Raw genomic sequence first — 21,281 nt, 5'->3', positions numbered from 1 at the left:
CCCAGGGGTTCGCCACCGATGTCGCCCTTGTGCTACGACTGTAAAGAAAACACGGTGGCTGTCTTTTGGCCACCGATGTTGCCCTTATGCTCTGGAGTGTAAAGAAAACACGGTGGCAGATGTTTCGCCACCGATGTTGCACTTGTAGTCTGGAGTGCAAGCATCCGCCTGCAGTGGAAAGCAACAACAAGGTGTGCAATCAGGAAAATGTTAAGTTCATCCTATATAGATCGCCGATCTCCTAGAAACTTCCAAAGTCGATCAACCACCGTTATAGGATGCCAACCCTCTCCTGAGATTTCAGAAAAATCAGCACCCATCGGCTTGATTCTTTGCTACAATATCATGGTAAAGGGATAAAGAGATAAAGCGCCAAGGAGATGGGAGATTATGAAAAACGTTGCAATCATAGGTAGTAGCGGCGGGAACTTGTTCAATCATGGTGGGCAAGATGCGGAGAAGCTTTTACAGGAACTGCTCGTACAGTGTGAAGCTGCACATATGCAAGTGAATTACGTACAGTTTATTGGCGCAGATGCGAGCATGGACCGGGCAAAGCAGACGACAGGCGCAACGCTGTACGCGATGGTAGAAGGGACATCCGACCAATCGAAACGGGGCATTTGCAACAAATAAACGAAGCGGTCGCCCAGTGGGATGCGAAATTGGCAGACCACATACATAGCGGAGACGTAGACGGTCTCATCGTCATGAGTGCTGATCCAAAGAACGCGAACCGAGCGGCCCTTCGCGCAGCTACCGATCGTCAAATTCCGATTGTTGGAACCGGTGGCACAGCGATGGCTGATATTCAGGCGAGTGGGGCGAACGTCATCGCAAGCTCTGGGACAACAGGAACGACAAATCGGACGAGAGCGATATCATTCGTCGCTGCCTTAGCGAAACACGGAGCGTCAAGTTCCGCCCGCAATTATCGAAAGATTTTAATAACAAAAATCAGAAAAACCCTCTAAAGAATATTAATATTAAAGGAATCATGATGACTTCTTTGCCAGCGTTCATTGCGATGGCACTCATTTTGGCGTTGAGCAAAGTCCCGGTCTTTTCTGGCCTCGCGGCGGTCTTTGATATCCTAATTGCGGCGCTGCCCGTCGTCATCGCCGTCGTTGCCGCCAAGCAAGTGTCGAATTTAGATGAAGTATCGATTGTGGCAGGGGTCATTGCCGGTACATTATCAATTGAAGGCGGCATTATCGGGGGAATGATCGGTGGGATTCTTGCTGGTATCTCTGTAAACGTATTGTTCATGCAAATGATTCGCTGGCGCTTTCCGATGACGACGGTGAATATCTTTGCTGGTGGTTTGGCTGGACTGGCTTCGGGCTCATTGTCTTTTTCGTGCTAGGGCCGATTGCTTTGCAAGCCGGCGAGCTCGTGCGTTCAGGCATAGAAGGTGCAATTGCGTTCAATCCAATATTAGCCGGTACGCTTTCGGGCTTGCTCATCTGGCCAGCGATACTAGGCGGCGTGTACCATGCCGCCATCTTGCCGATCGTCTTATTTGAAATGGAAAGAACCGGCGCGAGCTTTTTGGGTGCTGTTGACCTTGTGTCACTCGTCATGGTTGCCGCAGGAATTAATCTCGCTCATGTGTTCTTCCCGAAGCAGCGAGGTCAAGCAGCGCTCGCTGCACCAGGAGTCACGATTAACCTTGGTTTCGGAACGTTCGTGGAATCGGCGTATCCGTTCATGTTTTCTAGCAAAGTCATCTTTGCTGGGGCGATTGTTTCGGCAGGGCTCGGCGGCATGATGGTCGGATTGTTCGATGTCCGAGGTACGGCTTACTTGCCGACCTTCATGGCGCCGTTTGCGTCTACAGATGCTTTCGGGTTAGTCGTCAGCATGCTGGTTGCGTTCGTATGCGCGTTTCTCGTGACCGTCGTAGCCAACCGCGTTCTCGGACGAGCCGCGCGATAATTATTCGAAAAGACGCTCTCGTACTCGATCCTTTCGCCATTCCTGTTGCTTTGCAAAAAATCGGACCCGGGCGACGATATTCTCTTCATTGTCGTGCTTCATCGTTTCAACATGGGCAGAGGCGGTGTTGAAATAATGGTAAATGGCGTGGGGAGCGTGAGCGGTGAGCAAAATCGCCAAGTCATAATGAACATGAAGAAGCCGATGATAATTCTCTTCATAAGGATTCATGACCGTGACCTGTAGCCCGTGCTCCTCCAACCGTGCCTTGTAACGATTCAGTCTCTTTGAACCGACGAGCAGCACGTGAAAACTTCCGATGTGTTGCCCCAGAGACCGGGGGCGCCGACCGGACGCTGTTTTCTTTTTTCGAGCCAACTTTTTCGTTTTTCGGACATTTAGATACAGCACTTGATTTACGTAAGCGATTTTGTTCCGAATCGTTGCGTTCACTGGCGTGCCGTCGGTGACGTCTGTGTTGCTCACCGCTTGAAAGGCTTCGTTACTCAGTGTGATAAAAAACAAGCGCCCGTTCTTTTTCTCAATGTGACCGTAATGCGTATGCGGGTTGGAAGAACTGGGCGATGCATTCGATACGTGTCGATGTTTTGATTTCTTCAGCTCTTCAGCGGTTTCTGCCAACCGTGCCAGTTGATTCTCCCCATTCGTGAACAATTGATCGATATTATGTGCATTCATTTCACGGCGCAGTTTTGAAACGAGTGACCCGGGCGTGTGTTTTACATCTTTCAACTCGTGTAATTCATGGATTTTGCGATTGAGTTGCGCAATCTCCTTCTTCGCATGAGCAGAAAAAGTCGAAGGTTGGCTTTTCAACTGCCAGAGCGCTTCCTTTTGCCTTTGGTTATGCTGCTTTAGGTCGCGAATTCGTTGCGATTGTTTTTGATGCAATTCCTTTATATGGTTCATATGATCGAGTTCAGTTCGTTGTGCCTCAAGTTGTGCTTGTAATGCAGATATGTGCTTTTCGGCTTGTTGAAGTGCCTCTTTCGTTTCAGAATGCGACGCCCGTTCATTAGCCAATTGTACTGATTGTTCTGATATTTTTTGTTTGAAATGGTGTTGTTTTCGTTTTAATGAATCCCGCTCTAAGCGCAAGTCATCATTTTTTGTACGCTCGCGTTTCACATCGTTTTCGAGCTGTTTCACTTTTTTCGTTCGGTCTTTCGTTCGCTGCTCCGTTGCACGATTGACGTTGTTCATGTTAGAACGGGCAGCTACACGTTGCTCGTTTTTCTCACGGTACTTTTGGAGTAGTTTGGCTCTGTCCATGCTCACCCTCCTAGATAAAAGTCTTAGGTATAAGTATACCAGTCTCTAAAGACGTATGACAGGACAAGACAAAAAAATACATTGGGGATTTTATTTATCTGAATTATAATAATGATAAGAAAAAAATAAGGAGTGAAAGCATGAATCCGACAATGTCCATCGACCAACCGTGCAACGAGTCCGAAGACAAACGTTAATCGACTTGCTCCAAAGAACCGTCGACGGGTGCCAGAAAAAGTGGCGATCGTTTATGAGGGCAAGGAATACACGTATGAACAGTTAACTTTCCTCGTAAATCAAACCGCTCATACGTTCGTTTCCGGAGGCATGAAGAAAGGTGACCGGGTCGCCATCATGTCAAAAAACAGCCTCGATTTTGTAGTCGCTCAGTATGCGTTAGCGAGCATCGGTGCGGTGATGGTCCCGATTAACTACATGTTGACGGTGACTGATGTTCGTTATATTCTCCAACATGCCAAAGTGAATACCGTGCTTGGCTCCACAGAGTATGCGCCAGTACTCGATGTCTCTTCAGCAGAAATCGCGGTCGCCAACCGGTATTTGCTAGATACCGAGACAGAGCGAGAAGGGTGGCTAACCCTCGATGTGTTGCGAAAAGACCAACCGTCAACATTGGTTGAGGCGCTTATTGAAGACGATGATTTGGCACAAGTGTTGTATACGAGCGGAACTGAATCTCTACCGAAAGGAGTTATGCTCACGCATAAAAGTTTAATTAGCGAGTATGTAAGCGTTATCATTGAAGGTAAGATGGAGCCCCATGATGTTATGATTCATGCGCTGCCTCTTTACCATTGTGCACAGCTTCACGTTTTTCTCGGCCCAAGCATTTATCTCGGTTGTACGAACATCATTTTAGCTGCGCCGAAGCCAGAAGCGATCTTTGATGCGATTGAAACAGGAGGGGCGACACAACTGTTCTGCCCACCGACCGTTTGGATTGCCCTTTTGCGCCATCCGGAATTTGCATCTAGAGATCTCGTCGCTCTTGAGAAGTGCTACTACGGAGCGGCGAGCATGCCAAGAGAAGTGTTAAAAGAATTGTCCAATCGTTTGCCGAATGCACGCTTTTGGAATTTCTACGGTCAGACCGAAGTGGCCCCACTTGCAACAGCTTTGCAGCCTGAAGATCAACTGAATAAGCTAGGTTCCGCTGGCGTGGCATCATTAAATGTAGAAACACGAATTGTTAATGAAAATGATGAGGAAGTCGCCCGCGGCGAAGTGGGGGAAATTGTACACCGGACCCCGCATGCGATGACGGGTTACCTTGATGATCCTGAGAAAACGGCAGAAGCGTTCAAAGGCGGCTGGTTCCATAGTGGAGATCTCGGATTTATGGATGAGGAAGGCTACCTCACCATCGTTGACCGTAAGAAGGATATGATCAATACTGGCGGGGTGAATGTATCCAGTCGCGAAGTGGAAGAAACGTTGTACGAGCTAGAGGGTGTATCAGAAGTTGCTGTTATCGGCACACCCGACGCGTATTGGATTGAAGCCGTTACTGCACTTGTTGTCGTTAAGCCTGAATCAGACTTGCAAGAAGAAGCGATTTCACAGTTTTGCAGAGAACGATTGTCCAAGTTCAAAATTCCAAAGCAAATAAAAGTGGTACCATCCTACCGAAAAATCCAAGCGGCAAAGTATTAAAAAGAACCCTTCGTGACGAGTATAGCAATGAATTATAAAGAGGGGCTACCAGGGGAGGTTGTACGTGGGGGTTGAGAAAAAGTAAGAGGGGAAAATCTCCATAAATTTCTCGAGGGTACTGTAAAAATAACGTCTCCTTTCCTAAGTTACTCGTTAATGCGAAACATCGGGGCCAATCTGTGTGGGGATTTCAACAACATGGCGGGTTGCGAATGGTAAAAATCCCATCATAGAACCTTCTATGTGGGCAAAAAACGATTCAATGTGGGGATTTCTGTAGAAAATGGTTCCCCACTCAAGAAAATCCCATCATAGGAAGGCCTATGTGGGATTTTCTACTTATAACAATCGAAATGCTATTATATGATTTACAATTTCTCTTTTTCAGTGACATCGACTTCTCTATTGAGTTTTATTTATTACGCTTCATAAACGGAACGATCTTCGGTTTTTACGTTTATAAAGGTGAGAATGAGGCCGAAAGTAATCATGGCTCCCGCCACATACGTAATCGTCGTGTAAGAAAAGCCAGCTCCCAGTAGGAAAGAACCTAAAGCAGCACCAATCGCATTCGCCAAGTTAAATACCGAAGCGGCTATTGTGCCGGATAGGGACGGCGCTTCTTTAGCCGCAAGAATGATCTTCGCATTCAGGAGCGGCGTCGTTCCGAACGTCCCCGCCCCGAAGAGAAAGCTCATCACAATGGCCATAGGTGCAAACGCCAATAAGTGTGTGAACGAAACGAGCACGACCGCTAATGCGGCGAGTGCGAGTAGCAACCGACTCGTCAAGCGGCTCGGTCTTACCGAACCGGAGACGAAGTTGCCGATCACCGCACCGAGTCCGAAGAAAAAGAGTCCGAGTGTAATGCCTGTCACATCAAAGCCGGCAAACTCCCGGTACATCGGCTCCTTGAACGTATATGCAGTGAACACACCAGAAAACCCGAGCACGATAATGGCGATCGTCATGAGGACATTTTTATTTTTTAGCATCTGCAATTCATCTTTCACTTTCGGTACTTCTGATGGCCGGATGTTTGGCGTTGTCACCATAATCCAATGAGCGTGAGCAATCCAAGAGCCGCCATGAACCAAAAGACGAGTCGCCAATCAAACATTCCGCCGAGAAAAGATCCGAACGGTACACCGATCATGATGCGATCGTCAAGCCTCCTTGCACAGCGGCAATTGCCCGGTCCGTTTCGTCGGGTCAGAAATGCTAATAGCGATGTACATACAAATCCCAAAGAAAGGTGCATGCATCGCAGCAGAAAATAGTCTCGATAGTAATAACACGTCAAAATTGGGAGCGGTTGCTGCCAAAATATTACTTAGAATGAACAGGATCATTAGTGCGAGTAACAGTGGTTTAGGTGAGAATTTGAGCGTCACGATTCGCAGTATCGGTCCAAAAATGGCGACGCTAATCGCATACACGGTTAAAAGCAAACCTGTAGTGGATACTTCCACGTTTAAATCTTCGGCAAATTGAGTTAACAACCCAGTAACGACATATTCCGTCATGCCGACGGCAAATGTCCCTAACATAAAAACAGCAAGAATCATCTTTCTAGAGAAGTTCATACGCATGTTCAACCGCTCCCTTCGTTTTTTAATCACGAATGAACATACTAATACAAATGAAATACCGTGTCTAGTCTTTTTTTAAATAATGCTTGAAAAGAGATTCAGATCGATGTACGCTTATGCTATATTGTTTTACAAGTTAGCTACGACCCGCTATCTTGCAAAGCAATATAGCGGAGGGGGCATTATGGATAAAACACAGTCGCAAATGTTAAAAGGAATTCTTGAAGGGTGCATTCTATCAATTATTGAAAAAGAAGAAGTGTACGGATATGAACTGAGTAAGAAGCTGTATGATGCCGGGCTCAACATGGTGAAAGAAGGCAGTATTTATCCGTTGTTACTACGAATGGAAAAAGCGGGGTGGGTGGACGCCACGTTAAAGCCATCTCCTGCAGGTCCAAACCGAAAATATTACAAGCTGACAAAACAAGGAGAAGAAGCATTGCATACGTTTCGTGACCATTGGCAACAGTTGAAAAATGCGGTCCATAAATTAGAAGGAAGGTGAACGAATGAGTACGAAACAAATCATTACTGACATTAACGAAAGAAGAAGAAAATTATCTGAAGAAAACAAAAAAGTGTACGATGATGTGCTCGTATACATTCGAACATTGAAAGTGAAAGAAGAACCGTCAGAGCGAGCGCTGGCCGAAATTCTTGATCATTTGGAAGATGCAGAGGCGGATGGAAAAACAGCCAAAGAAGTATTTGGCGATGACTTGCCGGGATATTGCCGAGCGCTCGTCGCTGAATTACCGAAAACATCATGGAAGCATGACCTTTTATACGGAGGATTTTTTGCAATGATTGTTGCCATATTTACCGTCGCGTCCGCTTTGATATCATCATTTATCACAAATACATCGGTTCAAGTATCACTTTTAACGACGATTATATTTATCGTTGTTGCGTTTTTTGTCGCTCTACCCGTTATTCTATTCGCGCTACGAGAGACATCTTTCACCGATTCAAAATTAAAAAGAATCGGGATTCCTTTTGCCATCGGTGTTGGGATCTTTGGGTTTGCCGTACTTAACGAATGGTTTCTTGGTGACGTGTTTGTCATTGAGCTGAGTCGGATGGCAGCCGTGCTGCTACTTCTTTTGCTCATTGTCGGCTCGTGGATGTTGCTCTCATCGACGAGAAAAACAGGAGGGTTTTCATGATTCAAATTTCAAAGAGAAGATTTTGGCTATTTATCGGTTTGGTGATGATGCTCGGTCTTTACGCCGGTTCACTTCAGCAAACGAACAATGAGCAACAGAATTACTTGAGCCTACAAGTCAATATGTACCAAAATCAGATGCAAAATGAGGTTTATCTACTCGCTGGGATTCTCCAAACGGTGACCGAGGAGGGGGAGATCCCGCGTTCACAATGGGAACAAATCGTTCGCGCGCTAGAGACGATCAAAGAAAACAGCCATGAGCTGGAGCGGATGGCGATTGAGTTTCATGCAAACGCATCGTCTCCCTTGAGTCAGACAACAACAGCTACAGCTGACTTTATGCTTCAAGAATTGCAGGAGATTGAACATCGAGAAGTTGACGATAACCTTGAACGAGAAGAGCGGATCGAGTTTTCTGACCGAGCGCTCGTAGAACTTGATTTGATTCACGAAACCGCAACGGCTTGGTACGAGGAAATCGGTGGATATTTATCGTATAGCCAAAGTGTTGGGCGTACATATTGGGTTGAGATGATGGAGCGGATGCACGAACCCTCTGTGCAGTACCAGCAGGAAAGATTTTCGTGAGGGGAGCAGATGTGATATGGAAGAGATTGTCATCAGTGCGCCGTTTCAAGTGACAGATGAACAAATCGAGATGATTGAAAAGCAATTGAGTGAGCGGCCGTATCGCGTAACGTTTATCCGCGCAGAGAACGATTGGAAAGACACACTTACACAAATCCCACCTACAGCGAACCTGATCGTTTCTCGTGGAGGTTTGGGGGCGTTTTTACACGAGCAAACGGAATTGCCTTACGTACAAATTCCGATTACGCCGTATGACTTGTTACGTGAAGTGGCGGTCGCTACGCAAGAAGGCGCTCAAGCGATTGTCGTTTTGCTTTACGCATCGCTGATCGAACAAACCGAGGCGTATACATTGTCGCTGAACGACCGGGCGGTCCACGTGCTGCGCTATCATCATAAAGATGAGCTAGAAGGAATGTTAGATGAACATCGCAGTGAGTTCTTGATCGGGGATCGTAGGGCGGTCGCGCTGCGGGACAAAAAGGGGTACGAGCAACATTGCTACGCTCGGGTCATGAAGCGTTGGAGCAAGCGATCGAACAAGCAGTCCGTACGTTAGAGATCCAACACCGTGAACGAGCGAAGCGAAAAGAGCTCGAACTCATCATCGGTTCAATGACGCAAGCGGTGGTCGTCATTGACGAGTTGGAGCATATCAAGACGTATAACGAGCATGCGGTATCGTTATTTCCTTCTCTAAAAAAATCGAATGTTTACCGTGAGGTCGTTCAACATGAAGCGCTCCAAAAGCAAGTGGAAACGATGGAGGAGGAGCGCAAGGTTGTGACGGTTGGGGGTCAGCAGTTGATCGTGACGACTGTGCCGACGATGAGCGGGGCGATTCAATGGTTTGAGGCGATTCAAGATGTGCAGCAGTTGGAGCTTAAGATCCGAAAGGAGCTTTATGATAAAGGGCTTGTTGCGAAGCATACGTTTGCCGATGTTCTGACAGTGAATGCTGAACTGCAACAAACGATTGAAGAGGCAAAACTGTATGCTCGTTCTGAAGGGACGGTGCTCATTTATGGGGAGACAGGGACGGGCAAAGAGTTATTCGCTCAAAGCATTCATAACGCGAGCAAACGCCAACAGCAACCGTTCGTATCTGTGAACTGCGGTGCCTTGAACGAAACGTTGCTCGAAAGTGAACTGTTCGGCTACGAGGAAGGGGCGTTCACAGGTGCGAGAAAGGGTGGCCGGTCAGGATTATTGGAGCTCGCTCACGAAGGTACATTGTTTCTCGATGAGATTAATGAAATGTCCCGGTCGTTTCAAACGAAGATGCTTCGAGTGCTACAAGAACAAGAAGTACGAAGAGTGGGCGGGGAGCGCAACATCCCGATTAACGTCCGCCTCATTTGTGCGACGAACGTTCCTATTGCCGACTTGATCGAGGAAGGCGAATTTAAAGCGGACTTTTATTACCGAATTGCGACGTTGCCCCTTAATATATCGCCTTTACGTGACCGAAAGGAAGATATTGCTGTTTTAGCGGAACATTTTCTTCATTTAGAAATGAGACGGGAGAACAGACCGATCACGTTGGCGGACAGTTCTATGCTCGAACCATTAATCGCTTATCCGTGGTATGGAAATAGTCGAGAGCTACAAAACTGGATCCGGCGCCTCGTCATTACTTATCCTGAACAAACGTTGACACGCGCTGGGGTGGAAGCATTTCTTGAGCGGTCTACCGAACGAACCGAAGAAGTGACGGTCCGGGTATCCGAGTCTTACAAACAGATGGAAAAAGAATTGTGGCAAAAGCTATATGCTCAGTTTCGAGGAACAAAAGAGGAATTCTGCAAAACGTATGGAATTAGTTCGACGACACTTTGGAGAAGGATTTCAGAATAGAAATGATATATTTCATATTTGAAAGATGTGAATGCGAAAATCCTTATAGCGGCGCTTTTACGATTTGGCACGGTATTTGCATTATATACGGTCGAACATTCAAAACAAGGAGTGGAGAACGTATGAGAATTGTGTCAGTAGAAGAGCGTGCGGTACCGATTAAAAGTAACATTAGCAACGCGTATATTGATTTTAGTAAAATGACGGCTTCAATCGTTGCGGTGAAGACGGATGTGATTCGTGATGGCAAGCCGGTCGTCGGGTATGGATTCAATTCGAACGGTCGCTACGCACCGAGTGGGTTGTTGCGTGAGCGTTTTATTCCTCGGCTTATTGAAGCGAATCCTGATGATCTTGTCAATGCGGAAGGGACAAACCTCTCTCCTGAAAATATCCATCGTATTCTCATGAGCAATGAGAAGCCAGGGGGGCACGGTGAGCGAACTGTAGCGGTTGGAACGTTAGATATGGCGATTTGGGATGCGGTCGCTAAAATTGAAGAAGTGCCTCTTTACCAATGGCTCGCTGATCAGTACGGGGATGGCACTGTTGATGAACGGGTATTTGTTTATGCAGCAGGCGGGTATTATTATCCAGGTAAAGGGATTAGTGAGCTGCAAGATGAAATGAAATCGTATTTAGATATGGGTTATTCAACCGTTAAAATGAAAGTCGGCGGCGTGCCCATTGCTGAAGATTTGAAACGAATTGAAGCGGCGATTGATGTGGTTGGTTCTGGACGCAATCTTATGGTCGATGCGAACGGGCGCTTTACGCTTGAGCAAGCCATTGAATTCGGACGAGCGGTTGAACCGTATGAACTGTTTTGGTACGAAGAAGCGGGAGACCCTCTCGATTATCACTTGCAATCAGAGCTCTCAAAAGTGTACCCCCAAGCGATAGCAACGGGTGAGAATTTGTTTTCCGTACAAGATGCAGAGAACTTGATCCGCTACGGTGGGATGAACCCGAACACTGATTTCTTACAGTTTGACTGTGCGTTAAGCTACGGACTTGTTGAATATATGAAAATACTAGATATGCTCGAACGTCACGGGTGGTCATCAAGAAATTGCATCCCGCACGGCGGCCATCAAATGTCGTTAAACATCGCCGCGGGATTAAAGTTATACGGAAACGAATCTTATCCTGGTGTATTCCAACCATTTGGGGGATTTGCGGACACATTGGCGGTGAGCGATGGCTACGTTGCACTGCCCGAGGCGCCAGGGATTGGTTTTGAAGCAAAAAACAACTTGTATGAACTGTTGAAAACGTTGTAGAGTGTGGGTTTTGCCGATGGATTCCATCGGCTTTTTATTATTGCAAGATCATCAGCGCCAAGTATGGGTATAATGAAAGCGAATGATGAATGGCTAGAATAACGACAGGATGGTGTGGATCATGGTTGTAAAGCGTCCTTTTGCGAAAGGAAATACGGCAGATCTCTATCGGTGTGAACATCACGTAGTCAAAGTATTCAAAGAATATTTACCAAAAACGGAAGCTTTGTATGAGGCGCAGAAACAGCAATTAGCTTATTCAACGGGGTTGCGTGTTCCAAGAGTAGAAGACGTTATTGAAGTAGAAGGTAGACAGGCGATCGTTATGGAGTATATCGAAGGAAAGCCGATTGGCCGGCTATTACTGAAAAATGAACAACAAGATGAATTTTACATCCGGGTTTGTGTGGATGTGCACGTAGAAATCCATCAGATCCAACCTGAATTCGAATCTCTTGAACCGATGACAAACAAATTACACCGGCAAGTAAATGTTGCGGGCTTAGAAAAAGATGTTAAGGAAGTGTTGTTAAACAGATTGGCGTCCATTCAATTTGAACCGAGATTATGCCACGGAGATTTTCACCCGAACAATGTACTCATACATGGTGAAAACGTAACGATCATTGATTGGGTCGATGCAACTGTTGGCGACAGGAGAGCCGATGTTGCAAGAACATACATATTAATTGCCCAGTCTTCACTGCCCTTAGCCGAGCAGTATTTGAAGATCTACTGTGAAAGAGCAGGAGTAGTCGAAGAAGAGATCTATCAATGGATCCCTATTGTTGCCGCAGCGAGATTGTCTGAGCATCTGGAATCAGAAAGTGCAGAAATGTTGAAAGAAATCCTTTATAAACATCTAAAATATTTGAGTTGAACGCGTATTATGGTAAAGCTTCTGCCTGGCTGGTAAAAATTGAACGGTGAGTTCCATCGTTACTATAGAAGTCAAGGGGGTTGCACGACTCAACTCTTTTATGTGACAATTCGCTCTTCAAACTGGGTACTTTAAGGCACCAGATGCCTCATATATTTCTTATTGTGACAGTTGGCGACGTTTATGGAGCGTTCAGGTGAGTGATGATGACTTTTCCTTGAGCAACCGTCACAAAAACGGATTTGTGTGACCATTGGCGTCTTATTATAAACCTCGAGTGCGCTTGGGGTGGGGTAGCGGGGCGGATATTTTACCGTTGAACCCGTTATGGTAGGATTCTCCTTGTTTTACAAGATCTATTGTTGGAAATCTACCCATAGAAACGAGAAATCCTTCCATATAAAGCCTAATGGTAAAATTTTAGTCTAGTATGCTATCAAATTTTAGAAAATCCACCCATAGTGGGTAACCAACGAATTAAAATCACGACAAAGATCAGCTCCCTCGTTCGTGTTAACGAGGATATTAAGTTCTACTTCTTAAGTGAATAAACGAGACGCCAATGTTTAGTCACCTGTATTCTATGGTCAACAAGTCCCTGGCTTTAGTGGAGATCCAGTACGAGCAGATGTTCAACTTTCAATCTTTCCACCCGTAGCTATCAAACCAGGTGTCACTTCTAAAGTTGGCGAGCGCCTTTTGCACATAGTCGATCGTGTTTTCAGGTAGTTGATCGAGTGCAAACCATGCGAGCTCGTCACATTTTTCAGGCTCCATATTTTCGATTTCTCCTTGCCAAGTGTCACTTGAAACGAAAAAGTCAATTCGCTCATCATTCGCTTTTCTGTGCATGACGCCAGCAATGTGTAGATCTTTTTCTTCAATTGTAATGCCTGCTTCTTCTTTTGCTTCTCGAGCCATTGCTTCTTTAACCCTCTCGTCGCCGTCTAGATGACCGGCAACGACGCTATACTTGCCGTCTTCATAACCAGTGTTGTACCTTCTTAATAGCAAAACGTGATCTTCCTTTATAAGAAATAAGTGTACGGCAACGACCATTTTGAATCGTGACAAATAATCTCCTCCTGAAATTGAATTTTTAATTATCTAAACATATAAACGATTTAATGGCAAAGGATGTGAATACATTGATCAATCCAGAGGCAATTCCTGGTTGGATACCTGCTCACTCGAAAGAGTGGTATGCACAGCTCAGTCATCAAAAAGGGAAGTATGAGTATGAATGGCAAAGTACGGTTACAGAGCCGAATGGAGAAACGGTCTTTGATAAGCTTGTGCTAGATCACTCGGTAGGTCAGCGTGTTGTCGACATCGGCTGCGGACATGGGGCCTTTGCACGTCGCTGTAGTCAGGTTGCGGCGAAAGTAATAGGGTACGACCAAGTAGAGCGTTTTATCGAACGAGCGCAGGTGGGGGCCAGAGCCAATGTACATTTTGTAGTGGGCAGTGCTGACACGCGTCAGCTTCCTTTTAAGGGTGGCGAATTTCAGCTGGCGTACATTCGAAAAGGACCAACTTCTGCTTACGTTGACATTGCCCGTGTCGTAGAAAAAGAAGGGCTTGTGTTCGGCCTGCATCCTGGAGACCGTCTCGCACAGGAACTTCCGATACTTTTTCCTAATCTGTATGAGCCAGTAAAGGGAACACCGATACTAAGTAAGTTGCAGCAACGGCTCGCGGAAAGTGGCCTTTCGGAGAGCCACGTTGAAGAAGTCTTGAGTGTGGAATACATAAAGCGACCGATCGATGTGATCAAAATGAAAGCGTTTGGGCAGAGTAGTGAAGTGCTTGCCACGTTAACCCGACGTGCGTTACCGGAAGTCGAGCGAGTATTTGCGGCAAGGGCAACCTCTCGTGGACTAGCGCTTACCCACGCCCGCTACCTCGTCCGTGCCCGTGTATAAGGGATTGCTCCCATATTGAAATGTGCGCGCAAGTTGGGATAAACTGCGCGCAAGTTCGCCAAAATCAGGAGCAAATCTACAAAAATAAGCAAACTAGAGCGCAGATGAGCTGAACTAGAGCGCAGAATGCCCCCGAGCGTTTATACCAGCAAAAATTGTAAACGAAAGAAAAGTCCGTATGTGCAGATACCCCCTTACCCTTGCTCGGCACTCTCATAGATGCGTTCAATCACCTCGGTTACTTGCATAGCTTCTTCTGGCTGAACGACGAGTGTTTCTTGACCGAGGCACGCCCCGATAAAATTCTGAGCTTGTGCGATTTCATAAGAATCGTTGGACAGAGCCTCACCTTGCTCGGCAGCGTCTTGGTACAGCTCAAGAGGGAACACGCTTATGCCGCCATCGCTGCCAGAAATCGAGATTTCTTCGGTATCTTCTTTAATGTTGGCGGCCCAGGAGCATTCCAACAATAAGGAAGCGCCGCCTTCGAAACGAATGTACGCGGTGGCGTGGTCATCAACCTCAAATGTCGCGTAGTCAACGACGCCCCAATCGTTTACGAGATGTGGGTTTTTGCTCAACCGATTGTACGTTGCGCCTGTCACTTCAACAGCTTTAAGATTGCCGATGAGCCAAAGCGCTGTGTCGAGTAAATGGCAACCGTAGTCAATGAGACTGCCGCCGCCTTGGAGCGATTTGTTCGTAAACACACCCCAACCTGGTACTTTGCGCCGCCGCATCGCACGGACTTACGACGAGTGGGTCACCGATACTTGCCATTTGCTTTTTGGCTACCTGCACGTTGTGCATGAATCGGTAGTGAAAACCAATGGCAAGCACACACCCTGAACGTTTGGCAGCGCCGTTCATACGCGCGGCATCTGTTGAAGAGATCGCCATCGGCTTCTCGCAGAACACGTGAACGCCAGCATCGAGCGCGGCAATGGCTAAGTCGGCATGAAATGCGTTTGGCGTACAAATGCAGACGGCATCCACATGCTCGAGCATGTCTTCATAACTTGAATACACATTTGCCCCGACGGCTTCCCCAACGCGTGCCGCTTTTTCGACGTCTACATCGTACACGGCTGAGACGTCACACTTCTGATGAAGTTGCATGAAGGTTGGGATGTGCCGATCGGTTGCGATTCCTCCTGTGCCAACAATTCCAATCTGTATTTTCATGAGCGAACCGACTTCTCAAGAGGTGTACAGTTGCCGCGCACCGGTCGAGTTGTATTGATCGGTCGTGCCCACTCGACCCCGTTTTGGATGACGCGCTGTACGTTCGTTTCATAATACGTCGGGTACGTTTCATGACCGGGCCTAAAGTAAAAGATCTTGCCGAGACCACGCGTGAACGTGCAACCGCTACGAAACACTTCTCCACCTTGGAACCAGCTAATAAAAATGAGCTGTTCGGGCGTCGGGATGTCAAAGTGCTCCCCGTACATTTCTTCGTGTTCCAATTCGAAATACTCAGGAATCCCTGAGGCAATCGGGTGCGTCGGGTCAACGGTCCATACCCGCTCTTTTTCCCCCGCTTCGCGCCACTTCAAGTCGCAGCTCGTCCCCATCAACCTTTTGAACACTTTCGAATGATGACCCGAGTGCAACACGATGAGCCCATACCTTGACGCACACGCTCAGCAACCCGTTCTGCGATCTGATCATCCACTTCATCGTGAGCTTTATGACCCCACCAGATGAGAACATCCGTCTCATCAAGCACCTGTACGGACAATCCTTGCTCCTCTTCATCTAAAGTTGCGGTTTTCACCGTGTAACCCGCTTCAGAAATGACGTCCTTTAGGACGTTGTGGATTCCGTTCGGATAGAGCCGAGCAACCTGGTCGTCTTCTTTTTCATGACGAAATTCATTCCATATTGTAATCAACGTTTGCACCTCCGCCCCTATCATAAATCACACGATCAGGTGCGGGAATCTCTAATCCTGTTAAAATATGAACGATCTTGCTATTATTTAGAAAAAGAATGAGGTGAATGTATGCATCCCCACGTCGTGATTTGCGGCTATTCTCATCACGCTGCACCGTTTCGGACGACAAACAATTTTGGGAAAGAAGCCCACTTGTTACGTTTACAGACCGAGGGCAAGAGTGTCGTCGTTGTGAATGGAGAAACCGTTCATCAACGAGAAGGGGATCTTTTGGTCATTGCTCCCGGGGACTCGTATGAACTATATACCGGTGACGTGCCGAGTGGAGATTATCATCTGGCTGTGGAGGGGGATGAGTTTGTAGGTTGGGATGAGCGTTTGGTTCATACCGGTGTAGACGTTCAAGTGACGACGATTTGGCAATATATTATTCTTGAGCGGAGACGACCGCGGGATGAGTGGAATGAAGAGGTGATCGCTCATTTATTGAAGACGCTCTTGTTGTTTATCGACCGAGCGAGGCAGCGGGAAGTGGCTGAGCACACTCCGTACATCGTGAGGGAGATGATGCGGTATGTGGAGCAGAATGCAACGGAAACGTTTGCGGTAGCGGATGTGGCCGTTCACGTCGGGTTGAGTACGTCACGTGCGCTTCATCTGTTTAAAGCGCATACAGGCCAGACGATTGTTGGGTACACCCATCACGTCCAGGTCGGGATTGCGAAGGAGCGGATGATGCGTACAGACACTCGCTGCAACAAATTGCTGGAGCAGCGGGTTTTAGCAGTTATACGTACTTTTATAAGATATTTAAACGGTACACCGGGATGGCTCCCGGTGCGTATCGTTTAGGTCAGAAATTGGCCGCTCACTAGAGCAAACGACTGAGCGGACCGTCATCCGGGATTGCTTCTTGCAACGCATATAATGAAATGGGGAAGTACGTAATTCCAAATACGTACGGCAAGATGTCGTACTGATTAAAAAAGATGACGAGTGTTTTGTCAGCGACGTAAAATTGAACATCGTCTGGAATGGTGTCAAAAGGTTTAAACAGATCTTCAGTTAAATTTCGTTTTTGCAATTGTGCTTTTATGTTGTTGTTGATGAGTTTTTTGTAGTTACTTTTTTGGTTTGAATAGCTCTGGCAACGTGTACAGATGACCGGTGTCGCTATCAAACGTTAACCCGTGTTCGAGTGTTGTGCCGTGCGCACCGCCGGAAAATTGATACATCGTTAACGTGAGGCTAAGCACACGCGCTTGATTGTTCTTTAACGCAAACCGTCCAGTCAAATGGGTTTCTTCTTGCCCGTACCCTTGTGTGAGCATGAGCTGCCATACTTCGTCTTGAATGGTACGATTCAATTTTACCTCTGTTGATGTGGTCGTATATCCTTCGACTTCAGGGACTAACACGTCCGTTCGTGGCTCTTCGATCTGGCCTGCAGCAATGGCAAGCGGTAAATCAGCTTTATTAACCATCTTTAATCCCTCCTGTATTAGCCTATGTTTAACCAATAGAAAGGGGAATCTTCATAATGAAAAAACGTGCAAGAGAGTATGGGTTTACGTTTGGTACGATGGAAACCGGTGAGAGGAATGCAATTACGGATGTGAGCGGTGTACGTGTCGGTCACGTGACATTGAATAGCGGCGACAGCATAAGAACGGGTGTGACAGCGATCCTTCCGCATTCGGGTAACTTGTTTCGTGAGAAAGTATTGGCAGGTGCGGCTGTAATTAATGGGTTTGGAAAAACGACCGGCTTAGTCCAACTCGAAGAGTTAGGGTTGCTGGAAAGCCCGATCATGTTAACGAATACGTTTGGCGTTCCTGCTGTCACAGAAGGCGTGTTGCAACATTTGTTTGAGCAGTGCCCTGAAATTGGCACAACAACCGGTACGGCAAATGTTGTCGTGGGCGAGTGTAACGACGGCTATTTAAATGATATTCGTGGCTTGCACGTGCGGCCTGAACAAGCGATCTCAGCCATTCATGCAGCGAGTGACGTTGTGTTGGAAGGGGCAGTCGGTGCAGGGACAGGCATGAGTTGTCTTGGCTACAAAGGGGGCGTCGGGACGAGCTCGCGGCGCGTCGCAGGTGGCATGCTCGGTGTGCTCGTTTTATCCAATTATGCCGAAAGGAACGATACCGATGTTCCTCCAGGATCGATTATGATGATTGTTGCGACCGATTTACCTGTCAATGAACGGCAATTAAAGCGGATCGCAAAACGGACTTCATTTGGGCTTGCGCGCACGGGGTCGACGGCACATAACGGGAGTGGCGACGTAGCCATTGCTTTTTCAACCGCACATCAGGTGACGCATAATGGAGACCAGTTGGAACAGTTCGAATTTCTGCGCGATGACACGTCAGAAATGAATGATCTATTTGATGCAACTGCAAGTGCTGTAGAAGAGGCAATTTGGAATTCACTATTAATGGCAGAGACGACAACAGGTCGGGATGGGCATACACGCCGAGGACTGACTGGGGAAGAAGCAAAACAGTTACGTGCGAAGTTGCGCAGCTAAGTCGAGAACGTGCCGCCTCAGTTTGAGGCAACACGTTCGTGTCGTCCTTAATCCAATCCTGTTAGGGCAAGGATGAGCGCAACGATTGAAATAATGGGTACACTGTTCGCGAGTGGTATTGCAGTGAAAGCAAGGGTACGGATCGCACCGTGATGCGTTTTGTCAATCACTTGCAACGTTTGTCTCGTGCTAATAAATATAAATACAAATGATGCCACAATCGAAGCTACCGCAATAATTGCAGGAATGGTAATGGCAGAAACGACAGCGGTTCCTGCGTCATTTAATAAAAAGAACATCCCGACGACGAGGAGAATAATGGCAGGTGCTTCAAAGAGAGGAACTTTAATAAAGAAATTCGTCTGTTCTTTTTGTAGTACTTGTAATGCATCGGATTCATGACGTTTCGCATCATCGAGTTTGTGCTCCATTTTACGTAGCGTCATTCGAAATGCGATAATAACACCAGCTGAGCCGATGAGACTCGCAATCGCAAATAACCAAACAAATTGATCTTCCATCAATAAACCTCCCAACAGATTTTCGACACTAATCATCAATGTACCAAACCGTACCCGATTAATCTAGGGAATATATGGAATGGACGAAGGAGAGAGCAACACATGGGTTTCCTCTGGTTACTCTTGCCAGCATTACTACTTACTGCTGGTCTAATCTATTTGATTACGAAGCGAATGGACGGGATGCAAATTGTTTATACCGGACTAGGATTTCTAGGTGTATCAGGCCTCGTCACATTACTACTATTTGTAGTCACCACGCCAATTGTCGGTTGGATCGCGCTCATTATCACATTTCCGCTAAGTGTATTATTTGTCATATACGGATATTTAGTGCGCTATATTAACATCCAATAATTTAGGATACAATAAAGAAAAATAATGAAAGGTGTTGTGCCTCCTAACATGGTCGCAATTACTCAATTTATGTACGTGGCGCCGTTTATCCTCGTTTTAGCTGGCTTTGCTTACGTTGGAATTAATGAATACCGAACGCGTCATTTAAAGATCACAGGACTTTCACTCGTCGCCGTAGCTCTACTATCGTTTTTGATCATTTCGCTCACTGTTGACAGCTCAATGGCGGGCACGTGGGTGCTTGCTCTAGTAAGTGGTGCTGGAATTGTTATGACCGTTGTCGGCTTTGCCAAGCATGCGATAAGGTACAAACAAACCGCATAGTGGAGGGATGGGTGTGAGCGTAACCTTTCAGGACATTTCTACAAATGGCGTCTGTTTGCGTGTGGCTCGAGCGGGTGATGATAACGGGAAACTCGTCATCTTATTGCACGGTTTTCCCGATTTTTGGTACGGGTGGCGTGAGCAAATCGACCCCCTCGTTGCTGCTGGTTTTCACGTGCTCATCCCGAACCAAAGGGGGTATGACCAAAGTGAAAAGCCACACGGCGTAAACGCTATCATATTGACGCCCTTCGAGATGATGTGATCGGTTTGATTGGAGCACTCGGAAGAGAACGAGCGATCATCATCGGTCACGACTGGGGTGGCGCAGTTGGGTGGCATCTAGCAACTACCCGCCCGGAATTCGTTGAGAAATTTATTCCGATTAACATTCCGCATCCGGTCGTGCTCCCTCGAGGCATGGTGAAAAACCCTACCCAACTGTTCAGAAGTTGGTATATCGCTTTTTTTCAAATGCGTCATCTCCCTGAAAAAGCATTGCAAACCGATGATTACACGTATATGAAGCTCGCCTTACAAGTATCTAGCGAACAACCGGTATTCAGTGAGCAAGAAACAGAGGCGTATGAGCAAAGTTGGCAGCATCCCGGTGCGTTGACGGGAATGATCAACTGGTATCGTGCGATTCCGCTAAGCTTACAAAGCATGGCATCTAACGAGTTAGTTCGAGTCCCTACACAGATTATTTGGGGCATGAATGATCGTTTCCTCGCTCGTACTCTTGCAAAAGAGAGCCTCAAGCAGACGGTCGGTGGCAATGGCATTTTAGTCAGTGATGCCGGCCATTGGGTGCATTTGGAGCAACCAGAGATTGTAAACCGACATATCATAGCGTTTATTACGTAACTGGGATGTGAAGGGGAACGGGGCGGTGAACGCCAGTCCTGCGCGGCAGGGTCCGCCTATACAATTTTCTATAGGGAGATTTGGCAACTAAATCGCCGTAATCGCTCAAAAATCATACCGTAGACGCTCGATCCATTGTTCAATAAAAGGATCGAGTTTTTTTTATGCCGGAATCTAAATGTGTTGAACGAAAGAATTCTTTTCAAGAACCAACAGTAAATCAGCCGTTAACGCCAAAAGTTCAACGACAGGAAGGTCGCTCTTACTCGTTCACAGTAGATGTAGCAACTAAGCACCTTTCGTACAATATCGCCGGCTATTCAGTATCGTTGATGAGAACGAAGGGCTGGGTCGCCTTTGGCAGAAGCACCGTGAGAGGTCCCGCAGGTCAATGAAGCAAAATCGTGTGGGTGCAATCTAGATGGCCGATCTCCTAAACAATTCCAAAATCCAGCAACCATCGGCACCGATGGTGCCGAAACGAAACCGCTTTTTCCTCGGCATGATTCATGCCGACAGGTCGTGGGCTCTTCAGCTAGAAAAGGGGTGCGAACTATATAAGTTGCACG

The 21,281-nt window shown here is 46.9% G+C and carries 24 protein-coding genes and 4 pseudogenes; 20 read left to right on the top strand and 8 right to left on the bottom strand.

Annotated elements, in window-relative coordinates:
* Positions 1 to 390: 390 nt before the first annotated feature.
* Genes JCM19037_RS27745 through JCM19037_RS27730 form a run of 4 tightly spaced genes read left to right on the top strand, consistent with a single transcriptional unit; the run spans position 391 to position 1,938 of the window.
* On the top strand, positions 391 to 636 hold the full coding sequence (locus JCM19037_RS27745; RefSeq protein WP_238544809.1) for a hypothetical protein: 246 nt from the start codon (positions 391 to 393) through the stop codon (positions 634 to 636).
* Complete coding sequence (locus tag JCM19037_RS27740) at positions 624 to 974, top strand: hypothetical protein (protein WP_238544808.1); 351 nt, start codon at positions 624 to 626, stop codon at positions 972 to 974. Before JCM19037_RS27745 ends, JCM19037_RS27740 begins: the two co-directional genes overlap by 13 nt.
* Before the next feature lie 23 nt (positions 975 to 997).
* Entirely contained in the window at positions 998 to 1,366 is a 369-nt protein-coding gene (locus JCM19037_RS27735; protein ID WP_238544807.1) for a hypothetical protein, read from the top strand.
* A gap of 11 nt (positions 1,367 to 1,377) precedes the next feature.
* A complete protein-coding gene (locus JCM19037_RS27730) occupies positions 1,378 to 1,938 on the top strand; it encodes a hypothetical protein (RefSeq protein WP_238544806.1) in 561 nt (186 codons plus the stop codon).
* On the opposite strand, the gene JCM19037_RS18790 is transcribed toward JCM19037_RS27730, so the two are convergent.
* A complete protein-coding gene (locus JCM19037_RS18790; RefSeq protein ID WP_042403718.1) occupies positions 1,939 to 3,231 on the bottom strand; it encodes a hypothetical protein in 1,293 nt (430 codons plus the stop codon).
* 237 nt (positions 3,232 to 3,468) lie between these two features.
* Between JCM19037_RS18790 and JCM19037_RS18785 the strand changes: the two genes are divergently transcribed.
* Positions 3,469 to 4,905, top strand: a complete 1,437-nt coding sequence (locus JCM19037_RS18785; protein WP_307189876.1) for a fatty acyl-CoA synthetase — start codon at positions 3,469 to 3,471, stop codon at positions 4,903 to 4,905.
* 419 nt (positions 4,906 to 5,324) lie between these two features.
* Here JCM19037_RS18785 and JCM19037_RS18780 read toward each other — a convergent pair.
* Positions 5,325 to 6,497, bottom strand: a pseudogene (locus tag JCM19037_RS18780) (MFS transporter).
* A gap of 184 nt (positions 6,498 to 6,681) precedes the next feature.
* Between JCM19037_RS18780 and JCM19037_RS18775 the strand changes: the two are divergent.
* From JCM19037_RS18775 to JCM19037_RS18750, 7 genes are all read left to right on the top strand, one after another.
* Positions 6,682 to 7,005, top strand: a complete 324-nt coding sequence (locus tag JCM19037_RS18775) for a PadR family transcriptional regulator (RefSeq protein WP_042403716.1) — start codon at positions 6,682 to 6,684, stop codon at positions 7,003 to 7,005.
* A gap of 4 nt (positions 7,006 to 7,009) precedes the next feature.
* Positions 7,010 to 7,666, top strand: coding sequence for a DUF1048 domain-containing protein (locus tag JCM19037_RS23475; RefSeq protein WP_052364071.1), 657 nt, complete (start codon positions 7,010 to 7,012; stop codon positions 7,664 to 7,666).
* Positions 7,663 to 8,256, top strand: coding sequence for a hypothetical protein (locus JCM19037_RS18765; protein ID WP_042403713.1), 594 nt, complete (start codon positions 7,663 to 7,665; stop codon positions 8,254 to 8,256). The genes JCM19037_RS23475 and JCM19037_RS18765 overlap by 4 nt, the downstream gene beginning before the upstream one ends.
* Positions 8,257 to 8,272: 16 nt before the next feature.
* On the top strand, positions 8,273 to 8,818 hold the full coding sequence (locus tag JCM19037_RS23470; protein ID WP_052364070.1) for a PrpR N-terminal domain-containing protein: 546 nt from the start codon (positions 8,273 to 8,275) through the stop codon (positions 8,816 to 8,818).
* Positions 8,758 to 10,116 (top strand): sigma-54-dependent Fis family transcriptional regulator, encoded by a 1,359-nt coding sequence (locus tag JCM19037_RS18760; protein ID WP_052364069.1) that lies wholly within the window; start codon positions 8,758 to 8,760, stop codon positions 10,114 to 10,116. The genes JCM19037_RS23470 and JCM19037_RS18760 overlap by 61 nt, the downstream gene beginning before the upstream one ends.
* A 122-nt stretch (positions 10,117 to 10,238) precedes the next feature.
* On the top strand, positions 10,239 to 11,399 hold the full coding sequence (locus JCM19037_RS18755) for a mandelate racemase/muconate lactonizing enzyme family protein (RefSeq protein ID WP_042403712.1): 1,161 nt from the start codon (positions 10,239 to 10,241) through the stop codon (positions 11,397 to 11,399).
* A 121-nt stretch (positions 11,400 to 11,520) separates the two neighbouring features.
* Positions 11,521 to 12,279 carry a phosphotransferase family protein gene (locus JCM19037_RS18750; protein ID WP_042403710.1) on the top strand — a complete coding sequence of 253 codons (759 nt, stop codon included), beginning with the start codon at positions 11,521 to 11,523 and terminating at the stop codon, positions 12,277 to 12,279.
* Positions 12,280 to 12,918: 639 nt separating this feature from the next.
* Here the strand turns inward: JCM19037_RS18750 and JCM19037_RS18745 are convergent.
* Positions 12,919 to 13,338, bottom strand: a complete 420-nt coding sequence (locus JCM19037_RS18745; RefSeq protein ID WP_042403708.1) for an NUDIX domain-containing protein — start codon at positions 13,336 to 13,338, stop codon at positions 12,919 to 12,921.
* Between the two features lie 89 nt (positions 13,339 to 13,427).
* Here JCM19037_RS18745 and JCM19037_RS18740 point away from each other — a divergent pair, with 89 nt between their 5' ends.
* Positions 13,428 to 14,204: a class I SAM-dependent methyltransferase gene (locus tag JCM19037_RS18740; protein ID WP_042403706.1), complete on the top strand. Its 777-nt coding sequence runs from the start codon at positions 13,428 to 13,430 to the stop codon at positions 14,202 to 14,204.
* 194 nt (positions 14,205 to 14,398) lie between these two features.
* On the opposite strand, the pseudogene JCM19037_RS18735 reads toward JCM19037_RS18740, so the two are convergent.
* Positions 14,399 to 15,389, bottom strand: a pseudogene (locus JCM19037_RS18735) (Gfo/Idh/MocA family protein).
* A pseudogene (locus tag JCM19037_RS18730) lies at positions 15,386 to 16,125 on the bottom strand (ThuA domain-containing protein). Before JCM19037_RS18730 ends, JCM19037_RS18735 begins: the two co-directional pseudogenes overlap by 4 nt.
* Positions 16,126 to 16,212: 87 nt before the next feature.
* Here JCM19037_RS18730 and JCM19037_RS30330 point away from each other — a divergent pair.
* Together JCM19037_RS30330 and JCM19037_RS30325 are read left to right on the top strand one after the other, a co-directional pair.
* A pseudogene (locus JCM19037_RS30330) lies at positions 16,213 to 16,458 on the top strand (AraC family ligand binding domain-containing protein); the annotation flags it as partial.
* Positions 16,459 to 16,856: 398 nt separating this feature from the next.
* The gene (locus tag JCM19037_RS30325) at positions 16,857 to 16,979 is read left to right on the top strand and encodes a helix-turn-helix domain-containing protein (protein WP_081829430.1); all 123 of its coding nucleotides are present in this window, start codon (positions 16,857 to 16,859) and stop codon (positions 16,977 to 16,979) included.
* Here JCM19037_RS30325 and JCM19037_RS23465 read toward each other — a convergent pair.
* A complete protein-coding gene (locus JCM19037_RS23465) occupies positions 16,976 to 17,188 on the bottom strand; it encodes an RsiV family protein (protein WP_052364067.1) in 213 nt (70 codons plus the stop codon). The two genes, JCM19037_RS30325 and JCM19037_RS23465, sit on opposite strands and share 4 nt — an antisense overlap.
* Before the next feature lie 37 nt (positions 17,189 to 17,225).
* The gene (locus tag JCM19037_RS23460) at positions 17,226 to 17,588 is read right to left on the bottom strand and encodes a PdaC/SigV domain-containing protein (RefSeq protein WP_052364066.1); all 363 of its coding nucleotides are present in this window, start codon (positions 17,586 to 17,588) and stop codon (positions 17,226 to 17,228) included.
* A 56-nt stretch (positions 17,589 to 17,644) separates the two neighbouring features.
* On the opposite strand from JCM19037_RS23460, the gene JCM19037_RS18715 reads away from it, so the two are divergent.
* A complete protein-coding gene (locus tag JCM19037_RS18715; RefSeq protein WP_042403704.1) occupies positions 17,645 to 18,643 on the top strand; it encodes a P1 family peptidase in 999 nt (332 codons plus the stop codon).
* A gap of 47 nt (positions 18,644 to 18,690) precedes the next feature.
* On the opposite strand, the gene JCM19037_RS18710 is transcribed toward JCM19037_RS18715, so the two are convergent.
* A complete protein-coding gene (locus JCM19037_RS18710; protein ID WP_042403702.1) occupies positions 18,691 to 19,164 on the bottom strand; it encodes a hypothetical protein in 474 nt (157 codons plus the stop codon).
* A gap of 102 nt (positions 19,165 to 19,266) precedes the next feature.
* Here JCM19037_RS18710 and JCM19037_RS18705 point away from each other — a divergent pair, with 102 nt between their 5' ends.
* From JCM19037_RS18705 to JCM19037_RS18695, 4 genes are read left to right on the top strand one after another with little or no spacing between them, the layout of a single operon-like run.
* On the top strand, positions 19,267 to 19,521 hold the full coding sequence (locus tag JCM19037_RS18705) for a hypothetical protein (protein ID WP_042403700.1): 255 nt from the start codon (positions 19,267 to 19,269) through the stop codon (positions 19,519 to 19,521).
* Positions 19,522 to 19,569: 48 nt separating this feature from the next.
* Positions 19,570 to 19,845 carry a hypothetical protein gene (locus JCM19037_RS18700; RefSeq protein ID WP_042403698.1) on the top strand — a complete coding sequence of 92 codons (276 nt, stop codon included), beginning with the start codon at positions 19,570 to 19,572 and terminating at the stop codon, positions 19,843 to 19,845.
* Between the two features lie 13 nt (positions 19,846 to 19,858).
* The gene (locus JCM19037_RS29615) at positions 19,859 to 20,110 is read left to right on the top strand and encodes an alpha/beta fold hydrolase (RefSeq protein ID WP_307189875.1); all 252 of its coding nucleotides are present in this window, start codon (positions 19,859 to 19,861) and stop codon (positions 20,108 to 20,110) included.
* 5 nt (positions 20,111 to 20,115) lie between these two features.
* Positions 20,116 to 20,712 carry an alpha/beta fold hydrolase gene (locus JCM19037_RS18695; RefSeq protein WP_307189874.1) on the top strand — a complete coding sequence of 199 codons (597 nt, stop codon included), beginning with the start codon at positions 20,116 to 20,118 and terminating at the stop codon, positions 20,710 to 20,712.
* Positions 20,713 to 21,281 lie beyond the last annotated feature (569 nt).

The sequence above is a fragment of the Geomicrobium sp. JCM 19037 genome (assembly GCF_000698105.1).
GTDB lineage: Bacteria > Bacillota > Bacilli > Bacillales > Marinococcaceae > Geomicrobium_A.
The sequence above is the reverse complement of the archived record's forward strand: the minus strand, read 5'-3'. Positions and strand labels throughout refer to the sequence as shown.

Bases quoted from the DNA above. Each gene is read 5' to 3' on its own strand.
- JCM19037_RS18700 (WP_042403698.1), top strand. From the start codon at position 19,570: ATGGTCGCAATTACTCAATTTATGTACGTGGCGCCGTTTATCCTCGTT.
- JCM19037_RS18790 (WP_042403718.1), bottom strand. From the start codon at position 3,231: ATGGACAGAGCCAAACTACTCCAAAAGTACCGTGAGAAAAACGAGCAA.
- JCM19037_RS23460 (WP_052364066.1), bottom strand. From the start codon at position 17,588: ATGGTTAATAAAGCTGATTTACCGCTTGCCATTGCTGCAGGCCAGATC.
- JCM19037_RS27745 (WP_238544809.1), top strand. From the start codon at position 391: ATGAAAAACGTTGCAATCATAGGTAGTAGCGGCGGGAACTTGTTCAAT.
- JCM19037_RS18775 (WP_042403716.1), top strand. From the start codon at position 6,682: ATGGATAAAACACAGTCGCAAATGTTAAAAGGAATTCTTGAAGGGTGC.
- JCM19037_RS27735 (WP_238544807.1), top strand. From the start codon at position 998: ATGATGACTTCTTTGCCAGCGTTCATTGCGATGGCACTCATTTTGGCG.
- JCM19037_RS18705 (WP_042403700.1), top strand. From the start codon at position 19,267: ATGGGTTTCCTCTGGTTACTCTTGCCAGCATTACTACTTACTGCTGGT.
- JCM19037_RS18750 (WP_042403710.1), top strand. From the start codon at position 11,521: ATGGTTGTAAAGCGTCCTTTTGCGAAAGGAAATACGGCAGATCTCTAT.
- JCM19037_RS18715 (WP_042403704.1), top strand. From the start codon at position 17,645: ATGAAAAAACGTGCAAGAGAGTATGGGTTTACGTTTGGTACGATGGAA.
- JCM19037_RS23475 (WP_052364071.1), top strand. From the start codon at position 7,010: ATGAGTACGAAACAAATCATTACTGACATTAACGAAAGAAGAAGAAAA.
- JCM19037_RS18755 (WP_042403712.1), top strand. From the start codon at position 10,239: ATGAGAATTGTGTCAGTAGAAGAGCGTGCGGTACCGATTAAAAGTAAC.
- JCM19037_RS23470 (WP_052364070.1), top strand. From the start codon at position 8,273: ATGGAAGAGATTGTCATCAGTGCGCCGTTTCAAGTGACAGATGAACAA.
- JCM19037_RS18765 (WP_042403713.1), top strand. From the start codon at position 7,663: ATGATTCAAATTTCAAAGAGAAGATTTTGGCTATTTATCGGTTTGGTG.
- JCM19037_RS18745 (WP_042403708.1), bottom strand. From the start codon at position 13,338: ATGGTCGTTGCCGTACACTTATTTCTTATAAAGGAAGATCACGTTTTG.
- JCM19037_RS18710 (WP_042403702.1), bottom strand. From the start codon at position 19,164: ATGGAAGATCAATTTGTTTGGTTATTTGCGATTGCGAGTCTCATCGGC.